The following is a 16,762-nucleotide window of genomic DNA, read 5'->3' as shown; positions in this document are numbered from 1 at the left end:
TGACAAGCACGACTCCTCCCCTCTAGTATTCCGGAATTACGGACTACCGGAGGGGAGATTCGTCGTGCTCCTGACCCGACGACACCTGTTGGCCGCCTGCGGGGTGGCCGGCGCCGCCGCGCTGCTGCCCGTCCTGCCGGCCGCCGCCGATCCGAACGCGGACGTCGCGCCGGACGACTGGCTGAGCTGGTTCCGCGCCAACCCGGAGCACGTGGCCGTGGTGGTGGACGACGGTCGGGGCGGTCGGCTCTCGCACCGCGCGCACGAACGCCGGCCCCTGGCCTCCGCGGTGAAGGTCGTGCACCTGGCCGCGTACGCGAAGGCCGTGGAGGTCGGGCTGGTGCGGCCGGACGACAAGGTGCGCGTCCGCGAGTGGGAGCAGTACTACCTGGGGCTGGACGGTGGCGCGCACCAGGCGTCGCTGCGCCACCTGGGCATCCCGTTCTCCAACGGCGTCACGGCCGACGACCCGAACCGGTACGTCACGCTGGACGACCTGGCCACGGTGATGGTCCGGTTCAGCGACAACGCGGCGACCGACTTGCTCCGGTACCGGCTGGGCGACGGGCTGATCCACGCGACGGCGGCCCGCTGGCCGGTCCTGCAGGTCCCGGAGATCCTGGCCGAGGTGCTGCACTTCGTGCTCGGCCGCCGGGTGGACGTGCGGCGGTACCTGCGCGACCCGCAGTTGCAGCTCGAGGTGATCGGGAAGTTCCCGGACGTCCCGAAGACCTACGAGGGGCAGCGCGCCTGGGCGCGCGGCACCTGGTCGGGCACGGCGGCGGGCCTCAACCGGGCGCACCGGGCGATGACCGCGATGCCGATCGCCCGCGCGCACCTCGAACACGGCTACGGCGACGAGCTGCCGCCCGGCGTGGTGGGTGTCGGGTTCAAGGGCGGGTCGCTGCCGGGCATCATCACGGTCGGCTTCGGCGTGCGCTGGGCGGACGGGCGGGTCGGCAGCGCGGCGGTGTTGACCGGGGAAGTCGACGAGCAGTGGTACGGCAGGGCCGGCGACCTGGTCGCCTTGGCGCTGAAAGCCCTGCTGGAGCCCGCTGTCCTGCGGCGATTCCAGGTCAGCCTCTCGTAGGATGGCAGCGGTGGACCTGGTGCAGCGACTTGCCGAGCTGGAACAGCGCGTGGCCGCTCTGGAGGGCGACGAGCGGGAGGCGGTCGTGCTGCCCGAGGCGGGGCAGCCGGCCGAGGCAGGGCAGCCGGCCGCCCAGGACGACGGTGGCGGCGCGTTCGGCTACGGCGGCCAGGTGGCGCTCGGCGACGGCCGGATCACGTGGCGGATCGACATCACGCCGGAGCGCGCGCTGTCGTTGGCGGACCGGCCCCGGATCGAGGTGCTGTCCGCGTTGGCGCACCCGGTCCGGGTCGAGATCGTCCGCACCCTCCTCGCCCAGGGCGGCCGGCCCGCGACGGCGTTGCAGGAGGCGGCCGGCCTCGGGTCCACCGGGCAGCTGTACCACCACTTGAAGGCGTTGACCGCGGCCGGCGTGGTGGAGCAGGACAAGCGCGGGAGCTACCGGCTGCGCACCGCGGCCACCATCCCCGTGCTCGTCCTGCTCACCGCCGCGTCGGACGTGGCCGGTCAGCTGCGCAGCTGAGGCGCGACCTCGGCCGCGACGTACTCCACGTGGCCCAGGTCGGCCAGGTCGAGGAACTGCAGGTAGACGCGGCTGATGCCGGTCTTCTCCCGCCACGTGCCGAGCCGGTCCACCACTTCCGCGGGCGTGCCGGTGAGGCCGTCGCGACGCAGTTCGTCCAGGTTGCGGCCCATGGCGGCGGCCCGGCGGGCGACCTCGGCGTCGTCCCGCCCGACGCACACCACGAGGGCGGCGGAGCGGATGATCCCGGCCGGGTCGCGGCCGATCTCCTCGCACGCGGCGTCGACCCGGGCGAGCAGGTCGACGGACATCTTCACGTCCACGAACGGCAGGTTGAACTCGTCCGCGAACTTCGCCGCGAGCGCCGGGGTGCGCTTGCGGCCCTTGCCGCCGACGAGGACCGGGATGTCGTGCGCGGGCTTGGGCAGCGCGGGCGAGGCGGTCAGCCGGTAGTAGCGGCCCTCGAAGTCGTACGTCCCGCCGATCGGCGTGCCCCACAGGCCGGTGACGATCTCCAGCTGCTCGGCGTACCGATCGAAGCGCTCGACGGTGTCCGGGAACGGCAGGCCGTAGGCGTTGTGCTCGGCCTCGAACCAGCCCGCGCCCAAGCCGAACTCGACCCGTCCGCCGGACATCTGGTCCACCTGCGCCACGCTGATCGCCAGCGGGCCGGGGTGGCGGAACGTCGCGGCGGTCATCAGCGTGCCGAGCCGGATGGTCCCGGTGTCGCGGGCCAGCCCGGCGAGGGTGATCCAGGCGTCGGTCGGTCCGGGCAGACCGGTGGCGTCACCCATCTTGAGGTAGTGGTCGGAGCGGAAGAACGCGCCGTAGCCGGCGGCCTCGGCGGTGCGCGCCACCGCGAGCAGGTCGTCGTAGGAGGCCCCTTGCTGGGGTTCGGTGAAGATGCGGAGTTCCACTGCCGTCACGCTAGTAGCGGGTGCGGTGGCACCGCGATCCGAACGCCACTACCGGCGACGTGACCGGGACCGCTTCTCCTCGGGTGGCGCGGCGGCCGGGACGTCGCGGACCCGCAGCCCTTCGACCACCCGGACGATGGTGCGCTCCACCTCGGCGCCGGCCTTGCGCGGGTCGGACGCGCCGGCGATCGTGCTCGCGCCCGCCGACAGCGCGCCGAACAGCAGCCTGCTCATCGTCTCCACCGGCAGCTGCTCCAGCTCACCCGACGTGACCAGTCCCTCGATCGTGGCGCGCAGGAGGCCGTAGCTGAAGTGCTCCTCGGCCTCGCGCCAGCGTTCCCAGCCCATCACCACCGGCGCCTCGTGGATCACGATCCGCTGGTAGGAGGGTTCCAGGCAGACCCGGACGTACGCGCGCAGGCCCGCCATCGCGGTCTCCCACGGGTCGCCAGGCGCGCTGACGATCTCGCCGAGCTTGCGCATGAACGTGTTCTCGACCGAGTCGAAGGCGGCCTCGAACAACGCCTGCTTGCCGCTGAAGTGGTGGTAGAGCGCGCCTTTGGTGAGCCGGGCGCGCTTGACCACCTCGTCCAGCGAGGTGCCCGCGTACCCCCGTTTGGTGAACAGCTCGACGGCACTGTCCACGAGGGCCTGCCTCGTCGACTCCGAGTAGTCCAACCGCCTCGACCGCACTGTCACCACGTTCACAACCGTACGACATACCGGCGGTACGTACTCGTGGTATGTTCGCGTCATGGCCATACCGACGGTATGCGAAAGACCTGAGGTATGACGCCGGTCACCACGAGAGGAGGCGTGATCATGGGTTGGACCGATTTCTACCGACGCCGTGACGCTCTGGACGCCGTGCTCCGCGACGCGGCGGGCGACCCCGCGGCGCCCCCGACGTTCGACCGCGACCTGTTCGCCACCGGGGAAGACCTGCTCCTGGCCCTGCACTACCGCTGGATGCAGCAGCTCACCGGGCGGCTCGGCACGGCGCTGGAGGACAGCGACGACGACCGCGTGGAGATCGTCACGCGCACGTGGCGCGAGCTGGCCGCCGAGCAGCCGGTGCTGCGTGCGGTGCTCGACGCGCACCTGACGTCGACGGAGGCGGTCGAGCGCGAGCAGCGCCTGCTGGCGCTCACCGCCGGCCTGGCGGAACTGTCCGAGCCGACCCCGGAGATCACCCGTGTCGGCGCGGCGTTCGAGAGCCTGATCCGCACCGCCCCGGCCGCCGTCGTGCCCGGCGGGCGTCGCAGGTTCGCCAAGAGCGCCTGAACGCCTGTAGGTATTAGGCATGCCGAAATGGATTGGCCGGAAGTGGGACACCTCGGACATCCCTGACCAGAGCGGGCGCACCGTGCTGGTCACCGGGGCGAACTCGGGGCTCGGCCTGCGCACCGCCGAGGTGCTGGCGGACAGGGGCGCGCACGTCGTGCTGGCCTGCCGGTCCGCCGAACGGGGCCGGTGGGCGCTGGAGCGGGTGCTGGCCACCGGCGGCAAGGCCGAGCTGGTGTCCCTGGACCTGGCCGACCTGTCGTCGGTCCGCGCGGCGGCGGCGCTGGTGCGGGAACGCACCGGTGACGCGCTCGACGTGCTGGTCAACAACGCGGGCCTGATGGCGGTGCCGCTGGGGCGCACCGCGGACGGGTTCGAGCGCCAGTTCGGCACCAACCACCTCGGCCACGCCGCGCTGACGTGGCTGCTCATGCCCGCGTTGCGCACCCGGCCCGGCGCGCGCGTGGTCACCGTGTCGAGCCTGGTCCACAACATCGGCCGCATCGACCTGGCCGACCCGAACTACGAGGTGCGCCGGTACACGGCGTGGGGCGCCTACGGGCAGTCGAAACTGGCGAACCTGCTGTTCGCGCGCGAGCTGGACCGGCGCACCCGTGCTGCGGGCGTGGACGTGACGTCCGTCGCCGCCCACCCCGGCGTGTCCGCCACCGAGCTGAGCACCAACACCGCCGCCGCCTACCGCAACCCGCTCTACCGGCTCGGCCTCAAGATCAGCGACCGGCTCGCGCAGCCCGCCGAGGTCGGCGCGTTGCCGCAGCTCTACGCGGCGACCTCGCCGAAGGTCGAGCCGGGCGGCTACTACGGCCCGGACGGGTTCCGTGAGACCGGCGGCCACCCGGCGCCGGCGGCATCCACCAAGGCCGCCCGGGACGACCTCGCGGCGGCCCGGTTGTGGGACCTGACGGCCAAGCTCACGGGCGTGGCGCCGGACCCCTCGTGACGTAGTGTTGAAGCCGTGACCGTCGTACCTGAAGGTCGGAAGCTGCTGCGGCTGGAAGTCCGCAACAGCCAAACGCCCATCGAGAAGAAGCCCTCGTGGATCAAGACCAAGGCGAAGATGGGCCCCGAGTACCGGGAGCTCAAGGGCCTGGTCAAACGCGAGGGCCTGCACACGGTGTGCGAAGAGGCCGGTTGTCCCAACATCTACGAGTGCTGGGAAGACCGGGAGGCCACCTTCCTGATCGGTGGCGAGCAGTGCACCCGTCGCTGCGACTTCTGCCAGATCGACACCGGCAAGCCCGCCGACCTGGACCGCGATGAACCGCGGCGGGTGGCGGAGTCGGTGCAGGCCATGGGTCTGCGCTACTCGACCGTGACCGGCGTGGCGCGGGACGACCTGGAGGACGGCGGCGCGTGGCTGTACGCGGAGACCGTCCGGCAGATCCACGAGCTGAACCCGGGCACCGGCGTCGAGCTGCTGATCCCGGACTTCAACGCGGTGCCCGAGCAGCTGGCCGAGGTGTTCTCGTCCCGGCCCGAGGTGCTGGCGCACAACCTGGAGACGGTGCCGCGGATCTTCAAGCGCATCCGGCCGGCGTTCCGCTACGAGCGGTCGCTGGAGGTCATCACCGCCGCCCGTGAGGCCGGTCTGGTGACGAAGTCCAACCTGATCCTGGGCATGGGCGAGACGCCGGACGAGGTCACCGAGGCGTTGAGCGACCTGTACGACGCCGGCTGCGAGATCATCACGATCACGCAGTACCTGCGGCCCTCGCCCCGGCACCACCCGGTCGAGCGCTGGGTGAAGCCGGAGGAGTTCGTGACGCACAAGGAGACGGCCGAGGGCATCGGGTTCTCCGGTGTCATGGCCGGTCCCCTGGTCCGCTCGTCCTACCGCGCCGGGCGGCTGTACGCGCAGGCCGTGCAGAAGCGCGGCGACGTGCTCCCGGAGAATTTGGAGCACCTGCTCCAGGCCGGCGGGGCGGCGCAGGAGATCACCTCACTGCTGTCCGCCCGCTGACACCGCCTCGACTTCGCCGACCACCACGCCGTCCAGCGCTCGGACGTAGTCCGCTCCGAACGCGCTGGACGGCGTGTGCGCGCCGGGCGTGGCGTCGCCGAGGCGTTCGATCGCCTTGACCACCGAGTCCGCCGTCAGGTCGTAGGCGTTCGGGCCGGTGAGCGCGGCCCGCACCCGGTTGCCCGCGTCGTCCCAGACCTCGCCGAACACCTCGCAGCGGGTCCGGCCCCTGGTGGCGTGGTCCGGCCCGGGGATGCGCCTCGCCACCGCCATGCCCAGCCGCCGGCCCAGGCCGGTGCTCAGCAGCGGCGCGGTGAACGGCTGCAGCTTGCTCAGCACAGCGGGCAGCGTGGTGAACGTGGTGATGTTCGGGATGCCGGTGGACCGGTAGGCGGTGCTCACGTCACCCCACGGGATGGCGCCGACGTCACGCGGCCGGTCGCGGAAGTGGGCGGTCCGGCGGCGGTGGCCGAGTCGCACGCCGCGGATCTCGCCGTTCTCGCGGACGCGCCCACCGCCGCCCGAGCCCTCGACGGCCGTCCTGGCGGTGCCCGCGCTGGCGCCGCCCTGGACCACGAACGCCAGGTCGAGGTGCGTGGCCGTGGGCAGCGCCCGGTGCAGCATGGCCGCGACGCAGTCGGTGGGGACGACGTCGAAGCCGGCGCCGGGCAGCAGCACCACGCCGGCGTCCTTCGCCGCCTGGTCCCGGCTCGCCACCGCCTCGAAGACGTCGATCTCGCCGGTGATGTCGACGTAGTGCGTCCGCGACGCGAGGCAGGCCTCCACCATCGGCCCCGAGGTGGCCGAGAACGGGCCCGCGCAGTGGGCGACCGCGTCCACGTCCTCCAGCGCCGTCACGGCGTCCGCGAGATCGCCGAGGTCGAAGATCCGGTGTTCGAGACCCAGCCGTTCGGCCGGCGGTCGCACCTTCGCGGCATCACGCCCGGCCAGCACCGGCCGCATCCCGCGCCGCACCGCCAGTTCCGCGACGAGCGTGCCGGTGAACCCGTTGGCTCCGTAGACCATCCACGTCATGAGGTAGAAGCTACTCGTAGGTAGCTATGCGGACGACCGACGCCGCGCCACGACGCTGCCGCCCAGGAGCAGAACACCCACCACGGTGACGGGGGCGGCCCACGCCAACCGCTCCCCGCGCAGCCGGCCGCAGAGCTCGACGAAGGCTGCGCCCTCGGCCTCCACGACGACCTCGTCGAACCCCATCCCGAGGCTGTTGCCGCAGGCGACCGGGAAGCCCGATGGCGAGTCGGTGGACAGCGGCAGCACCATGATCAGCAACCCGGCCAGCAAGAACGCGGCGCCGATCACCGCGGTGACGGTCCTGGGCGACATGACCAGGAAGTTACGTCGTCCGATCCGTCCGGTATAGGGGGATGCCGCACAGGGGGCCAAGGTTGGCAGCCCCTAATGGGCCATCCGGCCCATCAAGGGCGAGCGGACGCCCTGGAGCGCCGAACGGTCCCGACCCTCCTCGACGCGATCAGCCGCGCCCTCCGGCGTGATCGACAACCGGTGGTCCCGGCGTGCTTTTCGGACCACCTGACAGCGTTCCGGGCATTCCACCGGACCGGGGTTACAGCGCATGCACGTTTATCACTCGATCGAGTGACAGTGCCTGAGTCTTTCTTCCACCCGAATCGACCAGTGCTCATCTCTGCGTGCACGACCGGGCCGATCACCGCACCTCATCGCCCCCGCACGGCGACCCGGCCGCTGGGCTCAGGCAGCGGGCCGCTCGCCGAACGGTCCACTCGGACCCGACCGCGTCGCCCATTTGTGGGCCATTGTCGGACCACCCAAGACGAATCCTTCCGAATACGTACCCGCCTCGCGCGACCGAAGGAGTTCCTGGCCGCTGTGAACACCACCCACGACATCATCGAGCCGACCGCACCACCGCGTCGGCTCACCGGGATCCGCACGCTGACCGCCGACGACCCGCTGCTGCCCGCCCTGGAGCGCCGGTTGGCGGCAGCACTCGGCGGGAGCACCCAGTTCGGCCCGCTGGACCTCCGCTGGCCGGCCGCCGCCGTCGCGCGGGCCGGGGACACGGTCGCGTTCCGCACCAACGACGTCGGCGGGTACGGCCCGGTGCCACTGGACCCGATGCTCGACATCGGCGTGATCACCGCCCGGTTCGCCCGGATCCCCGAGTTCGCGCGGACGGACGAGCTGAAGCAGGCCCGACTGATCCCGTGCGCCGACGAGAACCGCGAAGAACTCCTCACCGCCCCCATCCCCCTGGACCGCTGGATCGCCTTCGAGACCACCCTCAACGGCCGTTCCTACCGGCTGCGCGAGGGGCGTTGGCACGAGATCAGCCGAGGACGAGGCACCGCCTGACGTCGTCGCGACCCGGCCTCCGGTGCGCAGGCCGTCGCCGTTCGCCGGTGAAGCACCGGGACGCACGCCGTGCCTTCGTCATGCCGAACCGCGCGACGAGCCGCACGGCGGCACCGACCTCGTCGCGCCGAGGGCGAGAGCTCGGGGCCCGGAGGGCAGAGCCCGCCGGGTCGGGGATACACCCCCCAGGGGGGACACAGTTCCGCAAGGACGCAGTGGGCGCGGCAGGATTCGAACCTGCGACCGCTCGGGTGTAAACCGAGTGCTCTTCCGCTGAGCTACGCGCCCCCGAAGCGCCGGTGGCCGGCGCCGGGAAGGTATCAGGCGAGCGCCGCCACGGCCTTCTTCCACGCCTCCTGGTCACGGGGCTCACCAGGGGCGTTCACCTCGGCGTACCGCACCACGCCGGAGGTGTCGATCAGGAACGTGCCGCGGTTGGCCAGGCCGGCCTTCTCGTTGAACACGCCGTACGCCTGCGCCACCGCGCCGTGCGGCCAGAAGTCCGACAGCAGCGGGAACTGGAAGCTTTGTTCCGCGGCCCACGCCTTCAAGCTGAACGGCGTGTCCACGGACACCCCGACGACCTGCACGTTCTCGTCCTCGTACGCGGCCAGTTCGTCGCGCACCTGGCACAGCTCGCCGGTGCAGATCCCGCTGAACGCGAACGGGTAGAACACCAGCAGCACGTGCTTCGTCCCGCGGAACGAGGACAGCGTCACAGGCTGCTTGTTGTAGTCGTTGAGCGTGAAGTCAGGAGCCTCCGCACCGACCGCGACCATGCAACCCTCCACCAGAGCGAACCCGAGAACCCGGAGCAACCCGAAGAACGGGCTCCACCCGATCGGGGAGCCCGCCATCGAGCCTAGGGCATGGCGGTGAGCGCTACGTCTCGGCGTACGACTGATCGACGTACGCCCTGTCCGGCACGCGCCGGCGGCTAACGCTTCGTCTTGGCCGACTTCGGCGAGACGAGCCTGGTCGCAGACCAGTCACCGCCCACCGTGATGTTGGAGGTCTGGGCGAGCCCCGCGGTGGACACGGCCTCGGCGATGTCACTCGGCTCGACGTGACCGTCCCGCCCCGTCTTGGGCGTCAACACCCAGATCACGCCGTCGTCGGCCAGGGACGTGGTGGCGCTGATCAGAGCGTCGGTGAGGTCGCCGTCGTCCTCGCGCCACCACAGCAGGACGACTTCCATCACCTCGTCGGAGTCCTCATCGAGCAGATCACCGCCCACCCGCTCTTCGATCGCGGCGCGCAGGTCGTCGTCGACGTCCTCGTCCCAGCCGATCTCCTGGACCACGCTGCCCGGTTCGATCCCGAGCCTGTCGGCGACACCGATCTTGCCGGCGTCTTCCGCGGCGACCACGGCTTCCACTCCTCCAAGTACACAAGAGCGGCAGTCGGGTCCGACTGCCGCGCGATGTCACTACCAGTCGCGGCTAGCGAACACTGTCAGCCCCGCCACGCGCAACCGTAACGGGCAAGACACGCCGCATCGGGTACCCCAGGGTGCGGTCCCCCGACCGGATGAGGCACGCTCTACATACCTCCTATTCGCGCGCGCGAGAGACACGATCCAGAACTACTCACCGGTAGCGGTGACGGGAACGTGTGTGTCGAGCAACGATGGAGTCAGAAGACACCGGAACGAGGAGATCCCTTGGCCCCGCAGAACACCCCCGAGCGGGTACGCGTCATCCGTGACGGTCTGGCCGCCCACCTCCCGGACATCGATCCGGAGGAGACCGCGGAGTGGCTGGAGTCGTTCGACGCCGCGCTCAAGGGCGGCGGGCAGCAGCGTGCCCGTTACCTGATGCTGCGCCTGCTCGAACGGGCCAGGGAGAGCCACGTCGGCGTTCCTTCGCTGACCAGCACGGATTACGTGAACACCATCCCCACCGAACGGGAGCCGTGGTTCCCGGGCGACGAAGAGGTGGAGCGCCGCTACCGGGCTTGGATCCGCTGGAACGCGGCGATGACCGTGCACCGCGCGCAGCGCCCAGGCGTGGGTGTCGGCGGTCACATCTCGACCTACGCGTCGTCCGCGAGCCTGTACGAAGTCGGCTTCAACCACTTCTTCCGGGGCAAGGACCACCCCGGCGGCGGTGACCACGTGTTCATCCAGGGTCACGCCTCCCCCGGCGTGTACGCCCGCGCCTTCCTCGAAGGCCGGCTGTCCGCCGAGCAGCTGGACGGCTTCCGCCAGGAGCTCTCGCACGCCGGACCGGGCGGCGGCCTGCCGTCGTACCCGCACCCGCGGCTGATGCCGGACTTCTGGGAGTTCCCCACCGTGTCCATGGGCCTCGGCCCGATGAACGCGATCTACCAGGCGCGGTTCAACCGCTACCTGCACGACCGCGGTATCAAGGACACGGCCGACCAGCACGTCTGGGCGTTCCTCGGCGACGGCGAGATGGACGAGCCGGAGTCGCGCGGCCTGCTCCAGGTCGCGGCGAACGAGCAGCTGGACAACCTGACCTTCGTGGTCAACTGCAACCTCCAGCGCCTCGACGGCCCGGTCCGCGGCAACGGCAAGATCATCCAGGAGCTCGAGGCGTTCTTCCGCGGTGCGGGCTGGAACGTCATCAAGGTCATCTGGGGCCGGGAGTGGGACTCCCTGCTGCACGCCGACCGCGACGGCGCGCTGGTCAACCTGATGAACACCACGCCGGACGGCGACTACCAGACGTACAAGGCCAATGACGGCGCGTACGTCAAGGAGCACTTCTTCGGGCGCGATCCGCGCACGAAGGAGCTGGTCTCGCCGATGTCCGACGACGAGGTGTGGAACCTCAAGCGCGGCGGCCACGACTACCGCAAGGTGTTCGCGGCGTACAAGGCGGCGGTGGAGCACCACGGCCAGCCGACGGTCATCCTCGCCAAGACCATCAAGGGCTACGGCCTGGGCCCGCACTTCGCGGCGCGCAACGCCACGCACCAGATGAAGAAGATGACCCACGAGGACCTCAAGAACTTCCGGGACAGCCTGCGCATCCCGATCGAGGACAAGGACCTCGACCCGTACCTGCCGCCGTACTACCACCCCGGCAAGGACTCCCCGGAGATCCAGTACCTGCTGGAGCGGCGCAAGCAGCTCGGCGGGTTCGTGCCGGAGCGGCGGACCAAGACCAAGGCGCTGGTGCTGCCGGGCGACAAGGTCTACGACGTGGTCAAGCGGGGCTCGGGCAAGCAGGAGGTCGCCACCACGATGGCGTTCGTCCGGCTGGTCCGCGACCTGGCCAAGGACCCGGAGATCGGCCACCGCATCGTGCCGATCATCCCGGACGAGGCGCGCACGTTCGGCATGGACTCGATGTTCCCGGCGCAGAAGATCTACAACCCGAACGGGCAGATGTACACCTCCGTGGACGCCCAGCTGATGCTGGCGTACAAGGAGAGCGAGCAGGGTCAGATCCTGCACGAGGGCATCAACGAGGCCGGTTCGACCGCGTCGTTCACCGCCGCCGGCACGTCCTACGCGACGCACGGCGAGCCGATGATCCCGATCTACATCTTCTACTCGATGTTCGGGTTCCAGCGCACCGGCGACGGCCTGTGGGCGGCGGCGGACCAGATGGCGCGCGGTTTCGTGCTGGGCGCCACGGCGGGCCGCACGACGCTGACGGGTGAGGGCCTCCAGCACGCGGACGGGCACTCGCTGCTGCTGGCGCACACGAACCCCGCGGTCGTGGCGTACGACCCGGCGTGGTCGTTCGAGGTGGCGCACATCGTCAAGGACGGCCTGCGGCGGATGTACGGCGAGAACGCCGAGAACGTCTTCTACTACATGACCGTCTACAACGAGCCGTACCAGCAGCCGGCCGAGCCGGCGGACCTGGACGTCGACGGCCTGCTCAAGGGCCTGTACCGGTACCAGGTGGCGCCGGCGCAGAGCGGTCCGCGGGCGCAGCTGCTCGGCTCCGGCGTGGGTCTGCCGTGGGCGATCAAGGCGCAGCGGATGCTGGCCGAGGAGTGGGGCGTGCAGGCCGACGTGTGGTCGGCGACGTCGTACTCCGAGCTGCGCCGCGAGGCGGTCGAGGTCGACCGGCACAACATGCTGCACCCCGACCAGGAACCGCGTGTGCCTTACGTCACACAGGTGCTGGCGGACGCGGCCGGCCCGGTGGTGGCGGTGTCCGACTGGATGAGCGCCGTGCCGGACCTGATCCGGCCGTACGTGCCGACGGACATGACCACGCTGGGCACCGACGGGTTCGGGTTCTCCGACACCCGGCCGGCGACGCGGCGGCACTTCCTGGTCGACGCCGAGTCGGTCGTGGTGGCCACGCTGGCCGCGTTGGCGAAGCGCGGTGAGATCCAGCAGTCGCTGGTCGTGCAGGCGACCAAGAAGTACAAGCTCGACGACGTGAGCGCGGCGGGCCCGTCCACCTCGGACGCCGGCCTGGCCTGATCGGCTGAACGGTTCGGGGGCGGTTCCGCTGTGCGGAGCCGCCCCCGAACCGTTTCCGCCGGGCCGAGCCGCCCCGAGCCGTTCCCGCAGTGATGCGGTCGACCTGCGCGGTATCCCCGATGACCGTGCGAGATGTGATCCACCCCATAGACTTGCGGCCAGAAGCCCAGCGTTCCAACGAGGGGTCGGATGGGGACGCAGCCGCCTTTGCACCGCACGGTCGTGGTCGTGGACGTGGCCGCGTTCGGCCGGCGCCACCTCGTCCCCCAGGAGGAGATCCGGCGCGGGCTGTACGCGGCGCTGGAGAGCGCTTTCGAGGACTCCCGCCTGGGCTGGTCGACGGCCCACCACGAGGACCGCGGCGACGGCGTGTTCGTGCTCGTGCCGCCCGACGTGCCGAAGAGCCGGGTGGTCGGCGGCCTGCCGCACGCCCTGCTGGGCGAGTTGCGCCGCTACAACGCCACCCGCAACGAGGACGCCCGGATCAGGCTGCGGATGGCGATCACCGCGGGCGAGGTGGTGCACGACGAGCACGGGGTGGTCGGCGACGACGTGACGCTGGCGTTCAGGCTGCTCGACGCCGAGCCGCTGCGGGACGCGCTGGCGGGCTCCACCGCGCTGCTCGCGCTGATCGTGTCCGACCGGTTCTACGACGACGTGATCCGGCCCGACCCGGCGATGGAGCCGGAGTCGTTCCGGCGGGTCGACGTGGACGTCAAGGAGGTGCGCGGGCACGCGTGGGTGCACGTGCCGGACGCCGGGCCGCCGCCGGTCCCGGGCGGCCGAGCGGTCCACGGCCACCGGCCGGCCGGGCACCGCAGGGAGCGCAAGGAGCGGCCGAAGCCGCGGCCCGCGATGGCCCTGCTGGCGGTGCCGCTGCTGTTCGTCGGCGTCACGAACGGCGCGGGCGCCGCGCCTCCCACCGTCCCGCCGTGCCCTCCCCCGGTCCAGCTGAACGTCCTGGTGTCGGCCGAGAAGGAGGTGGTGGTGCGCCGGCTCGCGCTGGACCTGGAGCAGGACCTGCGCCGGGAGAGCCCGCTGGGCTGCAAGGAGTTCAACACGCTGGTGTTCACCGGGCCGTCCGCGAAGGCGGCGGCGGAGGCGTTGGGCGGCGGCTGGCAGTCGGCCGACCTGACCAGGGTCGGGGCCGAGCCGCACGTGTGGCTGCCGGACACCACGGCGGAGGTCCGGGCGGTCGAGGAGGCGTTGCGCCACCGCGCCGACGTCGCGTTGCACCACCGGGCGGGCGTGGCGGTGTCCCCGCTGGTGCTGGGCGCGTCGGAGGAGTTGGCCGGGTCGATCGCCGGGCCTGACGACGAGTTCGACTGGCAGGACGTGCGGCGGCCGGCCGAGGTGGACACGTCGTCGGGGGTCGGCGTGCTGGCCGCGACCGCGCTGGCGTTGCACGCGTTGGACGGGCTGGACCTGGACGCGGAGGGCGCGCCGCGCAAGCTGCACGAGGTGACCCGGCGCACGACCACCGACCAGCCGTGCGTCGGCGACGTGGCGCTGGTCGGCTCGGAGAAGGCGGTGGCGGGCACGCCGGGGTGCCGCGTGCTGTACCCGCGGGGCGGCGCGCTGGTGCTGGACCACCCGTTCGTCGAGGTGGAGCGGACGAACCGGAAGTCCAACCGGCACCGGCTGCGGATCGTGGACCGGTTCCTCGCGCACCTGCTCTCGGCGTCCGCCCAGGAGGAGTTCAAGCGGGAGGGGTTCCGGGACGTGGCCTGGAACGTCGACTCGCGGCCGGACGTGCGGCCCGGCCGGCCCGAGACGCTCCAGGTCGAGCCGGGCTCGGCGGACGCGGCGGACGTGCGCGCCGCGTGGGAGGCGGCGTCCCGGCGGCGGGTGATCGCGGTGGCCGTCGACGGCTCGGCCGACGCGGCGCTGTTCGCGGCCGAGGTGGCGCGGTTGATCGGCCCGCGTGACGGGCTGATCGAGCTGCCCCTGTCCGAGGACGCGGTCGAGGAAGGCGTCGAGCGCGGGGCGACCATCGTGGTGCTGGCGTCCACCGCGCCGATCACGCCGATCGCGCGCGGCGTCAGCCGTCCGGTCCGGGTGGTGGCCGTCGGCTTCACCGATGGGGCGTGCGCGCCCTCAACGGCCCTCTGGGCCGCCGCGACCGCCAACGGCGGGCTCTGCCACCAAATCGGCGGTGCGAACGGCAACGGGGCGCTTGGGGGCCGAGAGGTCGCTCTGGACGACATAGCGCGCATGGCTTGGGGGAGGGTGACGTGATCCGCGTTCTCATACCGCTGCTGGTGCTCCTGGCGGCCTGCACGACCCCGATCGAGGACGAGACGAGGGACGGGAGCGGCCCCATCACGTTCGTGGACGGGCGTGACACCACCGACGGCGGCCAGGTGGCGAAGATGGTGGACCGCTGGAACGCGAGGGCCGGCCTGGACGAACAGGTGGACTTCGTGCAGATGCCGAGCTCCACCGACGCCCACCGCGCCCAGTTGACCGCGCGCGCCCAGGACCTGGCGGGCGTGCCCGGCAGCCCGGACTGCTACGACGTGATGGCCGTGGACATGGTGTGGACGGCCGAGTTCGCCGCGGCCGGGCACTTGGAGCCGCTGGACCCCGGCGACTTCGGGGTGGACCGGATGCTGCCGCAGGCGGTGGAGGCGGCCAGGTCACCGGTGGGCGGGACGCGGTCGCCGGAGGAGCGGAAGCTGTGGGCCGTCCCGTGGCGCGCCGACGCCGGGTTCCTCTACTACCGCAAGGACGTGCTGGAGCGCGCAGGTCTCCAGCCGCCGACCACGTGGGCCGAGTTGCGGCGGCAGGCGACCGAGGTCGCGCCCCGCCACGGGTTGCAGGGCTACGTGGGCCAGTTCCGGCGCTACGAGGGCCTGATCGTGAACGCGGCCGAGGCGATCTGGGCGCACGACGGCGACCTGGAACGCCCGGACGACCCCCGCGCGAAGGCCGGCGTGCGGGCGCTCGCGGAGGGCATCGAGCAGGGGTGGATCCCCCGGGCGGCGCTCGACTACGACGAGAACGCGTCCCTCGACGAGTTCAAGGCCGGCCGGGCGTTGTTCATGCGCAACTGGCCGTACGCGGGGCCGGTGCTCGACGGGAAGGACTCCGACGTGATCGGGGAGTGGGAGAGGACGACGCTGCCCGGCACCAGCGCGTTGGGTGGCTGGAACCTGGCCGTGTCACGGTGCTCGGCGCACCAGCAGACCGCTCGCAAGTTCATCCGGTTCGTCGTCGACGACGCGAACCAGCGGCTCATGTTCGAGCACGCCGGGTTCGGGCCGACGTCCACCGCGCTGTACCGCGATCCCGAGCTGGAGGCGGACCTGGCCCCGCTGTGGAAGAGCCTGCGGACCGCCCGGCTCCGGCCCACGTCCGCGCACTACGACGAGCTGACCAGCGTGATGCAGGAGAACCTGCACCACGCGCTGGGGAAACCGGAGTCAGTGGACAGCTCGCTGGACGTGCTCGCCGCGGAGCTCGCCAAGGCCAAGACCGGGCGCTAGGCCGTGGGCGCCTTGGCGCGCGACGTGGTCTGCTTGGCCGCGCGGTTCCAGTCGATCCAGCCGCGGACCACCAGCACGGCGAAGATCGTGTAGACGAACGCGCTGAACCACAGCCCGGACTGGATCTGCAGCGGTACGCCGATCGCGTCCACCACCAGCCACACCAGCCAGAACTCGACCAGGCCGAAGCCCTGGAGGGTGAACGCGAGGATGGTCCCGACGAAGATCGCGGCGTCCGGCCACGGCGCCCAGGAGGCGTCAAGCGCGTCCAGGACCAGTGCGAAGCCGACCGTGCCGAGGACGAACGCGACCGCGACCGCGACGCGCTCCACGGTCGTGCCCTTGCGGACGACCACGCCGAACACCGGGTCGCGCCGGCGGGTCCACGCCCACCAGCCGTAGAGGGTGATCAGCGCGATCACCACCTGGCGCGCGGCGGTGCCGCCGAGCTGGGCCGACATGTAGACGACGAACAGCAGCGTGACCGACACCAGTTGCACGGGCCACGTCCAGAGCGAGCGTTTCTGCGCCAGGTAGACCACCACCAGGGCGAAGACCTGGCCGATGAACTCCGCCCAGGAGACCTTCTGCCCGAAGACCGTGAACCCCTGCTCCAACAAGACGTGCACCGCGTCCTCCATCCCCGACATGCCCGGGCACGGTAACGAGCGTGGCGCGCTCCGGAGCGCATGTCTCTCTGTCGC

16 protein-coding genes and 1 tRNA gene are annotated in these 16,762 nt (G+C 71.4%); 9 read left to right on the top strand and 8 right to left on the bottom strand.

Features of this window, described 5'->3' with window-relative positions:
- The first annotated feature begins 64 nt into the window (after nucleotides 1-64).
- Both ACRAKI_RS07505 and ACRAKI_RS07500 read left to right on the top strand, forming a co-directional pair.
- Nucleotides 65-1,090, top strand: a complete 1,026-nt coding sequence (locus tag ACRAKI_RS07505) for a serine hydrolase (RefSeq protein ID WP_447006314.1) — start codon at nucleotides 65-67, stop codon at nucleotides 1,088-1,090.
- A 1-nt stretch (nucleotide 1,091) separates the two neighbouring features.
- A complete protein-coding gene (locus ACRAKI_RS07500; RefSeq protein ID WP_447006313.1) occupies nucleotides 1,092-1,613 on the top strand; it encodes an ArsR/SmtB family transcription factor in 522 nt (173 codons plus the stop codon).
- Here the strand turns inward: ACRAKI_RS07500 and ACRAKI_RS07495 are convergent.
- Both ACRAKI_RS07495 and ACRAKI_RS07490 read right to left on the bottom strand, forming a co-directional pair.
- A complete protein-coding gene (locus ACRAKI_RS07495) occupies nucleotides 1,598-2,530 on the bottom strand; it encodes an LLM class F420-dependent oxidoreductase (RefSeq protein ID WP_447006312.1) in 933 nt (310 codons plus the stop codon). The genes ACRAKI_RS07500 and ACRAKI_RS07495 overlap by 16 nt on opposite strands.
- A gap of 48 nt (nucleotides 2,531-2,578) precedes the next feature.
- The gene (locus ACRAKI_RS07490; RefSeq protein WP_447008359.1) at nucleotides 2,579-3,223 is read right to left on the bottom strand and encodes a TetR/AcrR family transcriptional regulator; all 645 of its coding nucleotides are present in this window, start codon (nucleotides 3,221-3,223) and stop codon (nucleotides 2,579-2,581) included.
- Between the two features lie 129 nt (nucleotides 3,224-3,352).
- Between ACRAKI_RS07490 and ACRAKI_RS07485 the strand changes: the two genes are divergently transcribed.
- From ACRAKI_RS07485 to lipA, 3 genes are read left to right on the top strand one after another with little or no spacing between them, the layout of a single operon-like run.
- Nucleotides 3,353-3,814, top strand: coding sequence for a hypothetical protein (locus tag ACRAKI_RS07485; RefSeq protein ID WP_447006311.1), 462 nt, complete (start codon nucleotides 3,353-3,355; stop codon nucleotides 3,812-3,814).
- 19 nt (nucleotides 3,815-3,833) lie between these two features.
- On the top strand, nucleotides 3,834-4,775 hold the full coding sequence (locus ACRAKI_RS07480) for an oxidoreductase (protein WP_447006310.1): 942 nt from the start codon (nucleotides 3,834-3,836) through the stop codon (nucleotides 4,773-4,775).
- Nucleotides 4,776-4,790: 15 nt separating this feature from the next.
- A complete protein-coding gene (gene lipA / locus ACRAKI_RS07475; RefSeq protein ID WP_447006309.1) occupies nucleotides 4,791-5,795 on the top strand; it encodes a lipoyl synthase in 1,005 nt (334 codons plus the stop codon).
- On the opposite strand, the gene ACRAKI_RS07470 is transcribed toward lipA, so the two are convergent.
- Together ACRAKI_RS07470 and ACRAKI_RS07465 are read right to left on the bottom strand one after the other, a co-directional pair.
- Nucleotides 5,775-6,830, bottom strand: coding sequence for a saccharopine dehydrogenase family protein (locus ACRAKI_RS07470; protein ID WP_447006308.1), 1,056 nt, complete (start codon nucleotides 6,828-6,830; stop codon nucleotides 5,775-5,777). The two genes, lipA and ACRAKI_RS07470, sit on opposite strands and share 21 nt — an antisense overlap.
- Before the next feature lie 24 nt (nucleotides 6,831-6,854).
- Nucleotides 6,855-7,145, bottom strand: coding sequence for a hypothetical protein (locus ACRAKI_RS07465; protein ID WP_447006307.1), 291 nt, complete (start codon nucleotides 7,143-7,145; stop codon nucleotides 6,855-6,857).
- A 75-nt stretch (nucleotides 7,146-7,220) separates the two neighbouring features.
- Here ACRAKI_RS07465 and ACRAKI_RS07460 point away from each other — a divergent pair, with 75 nt between their 5' ends.
- Nucleotides 7,221-8,156, top strand: coding sequence for a TIGR04141 family sporadically distributed protein (locus ACRAKI_RS07460; RefSeq protein WP_447006306.1), 936 nt, complete (start codon nucleotides 7,221-7,223; stop codon nucleotides 8,154-8,156).
- 216 nt (nucleotides 8,157-8,372) lie between these two features.
- On the opposite strand, the gene ACRAKI_RS07455 is transcribed toward ACRAKI_RS07460, so the two are convergent.
- The 3 genes from ACRAKI_RS07455 to ACRAKI_RS07445 all read right to left on the bottom strand — a co-directional run bounded on the left by ACRAKI_RS07455 (nucleotide 8,373) and on the right by ACRAKI_RS07445 (nucleotide 9,525).
- Nucleotides 8,373-8,444: transfer RNA gene (locus tag ACRAKI_RS07455), tRNA-Val, on the bottom strand.
- A gap of 32 nt (nucleotides 8,445-8,476) precedes the next feature.
- Entirely contained in the window at nucleotides 8,477-8,935 is a 459-nt protein-coding gene (locus tag ACRAKI_RS07450; protein WP_447008358.1) for a peroxiredoxin, read from the bottom strand.
- A 158-nt stretch (nucleotides 8,936-9,093) separates the two neighbouring features.
- On the bottom strand, nucleotides 9,094-9,525 hold the full coding sequence (locus ACRAKI_RS07445; RefSeq protein WP_447006305.1) for a DUF3052 domain-containing protein: 432 nt from the start codon (nucleotides 9,523-9,525) through the stop codon (nucleotides 9,094-9,096).
- A 294-nt stretch (nucleotides 9,526-9,819) separates the two neighbouring features.
- Between ACRAKI_RS07445 and aceE the strand changes: the two genes are divergently transcribed.
- The 3 genes from aceE (at nucleotide 9,820) to ACRAKI_RS07430 (ending at nucleotide 16,058) form a co-directional block, all read left to right on the top strand.
- Nucleotides 9,820-12,570: a pyruvate dehydrogenase (acetyl-transferring), homodimeric type gene (gene aceE, locus ACRAKI_RS07440; RefSeq protein WP_447006304.1), complete on the top strand. Its 2,751-nt coding sequence runs from the start codon at nucleotides 9,820-9,822 to the stop codon at nucleotides 12,568-12,570.
- A 189-nt stretch (nucleotides 12,571-12,759) separates the two neighbouring features.
- The gene (locus ACRAKI_RS07435) at nucleotides 12,760-14,808 is read left to right on the top strand and encodes a hypothetical protein (RefSeq protein ID WP_447006303.1); all 2,049 of its coding nucleotides are present in this window, start codon (nucleotides 12,760-12,762) and stop codon (nucleotides 14,806-14,808) included.
- Complete coding sequence (locus ACRAKI_RS07430; RefSeq protein WP_447006302.1) at nucleotides 14,805-16,058, top strand: ABC transporter substrate-binding protein; 1,254 nt, start codon at nucleotides 14,805-14,807, stop codon at nucleotides 16,056-16,058. Before ACRAKI_RS07435 ends, ACRAKI_RS07430 begins: the two co-directional genes overlap by 4 nt.
- Here the strand turns inward: ACRAKI_RS07430 and pnuC are convergent.
- A complete protein-coding gene (pnuC, locus tag ACRAKI_RS07425) occupies nucleotides 16,055-16,708 on the bottom strand; it encodes a nicotinamide riboside transporter PnuC (RefSeq protein WP_447006301.1) in 654 nt (217 codons plus the stop codon). The genes ACRAKI_RS07430 and pnuC overlap by 4 nt on opposite strands.
- Nucleotides 16,709-16,762 lie beyond the last annotated feature (54 nt).

The organism is Saccharothrix isguenensis (genome assembly GCF_052936305.1).
Note: the sequence above shows the minus strand (reverse complement) of the source record. Positions and strands in the feature narration are given on the sequence as shown.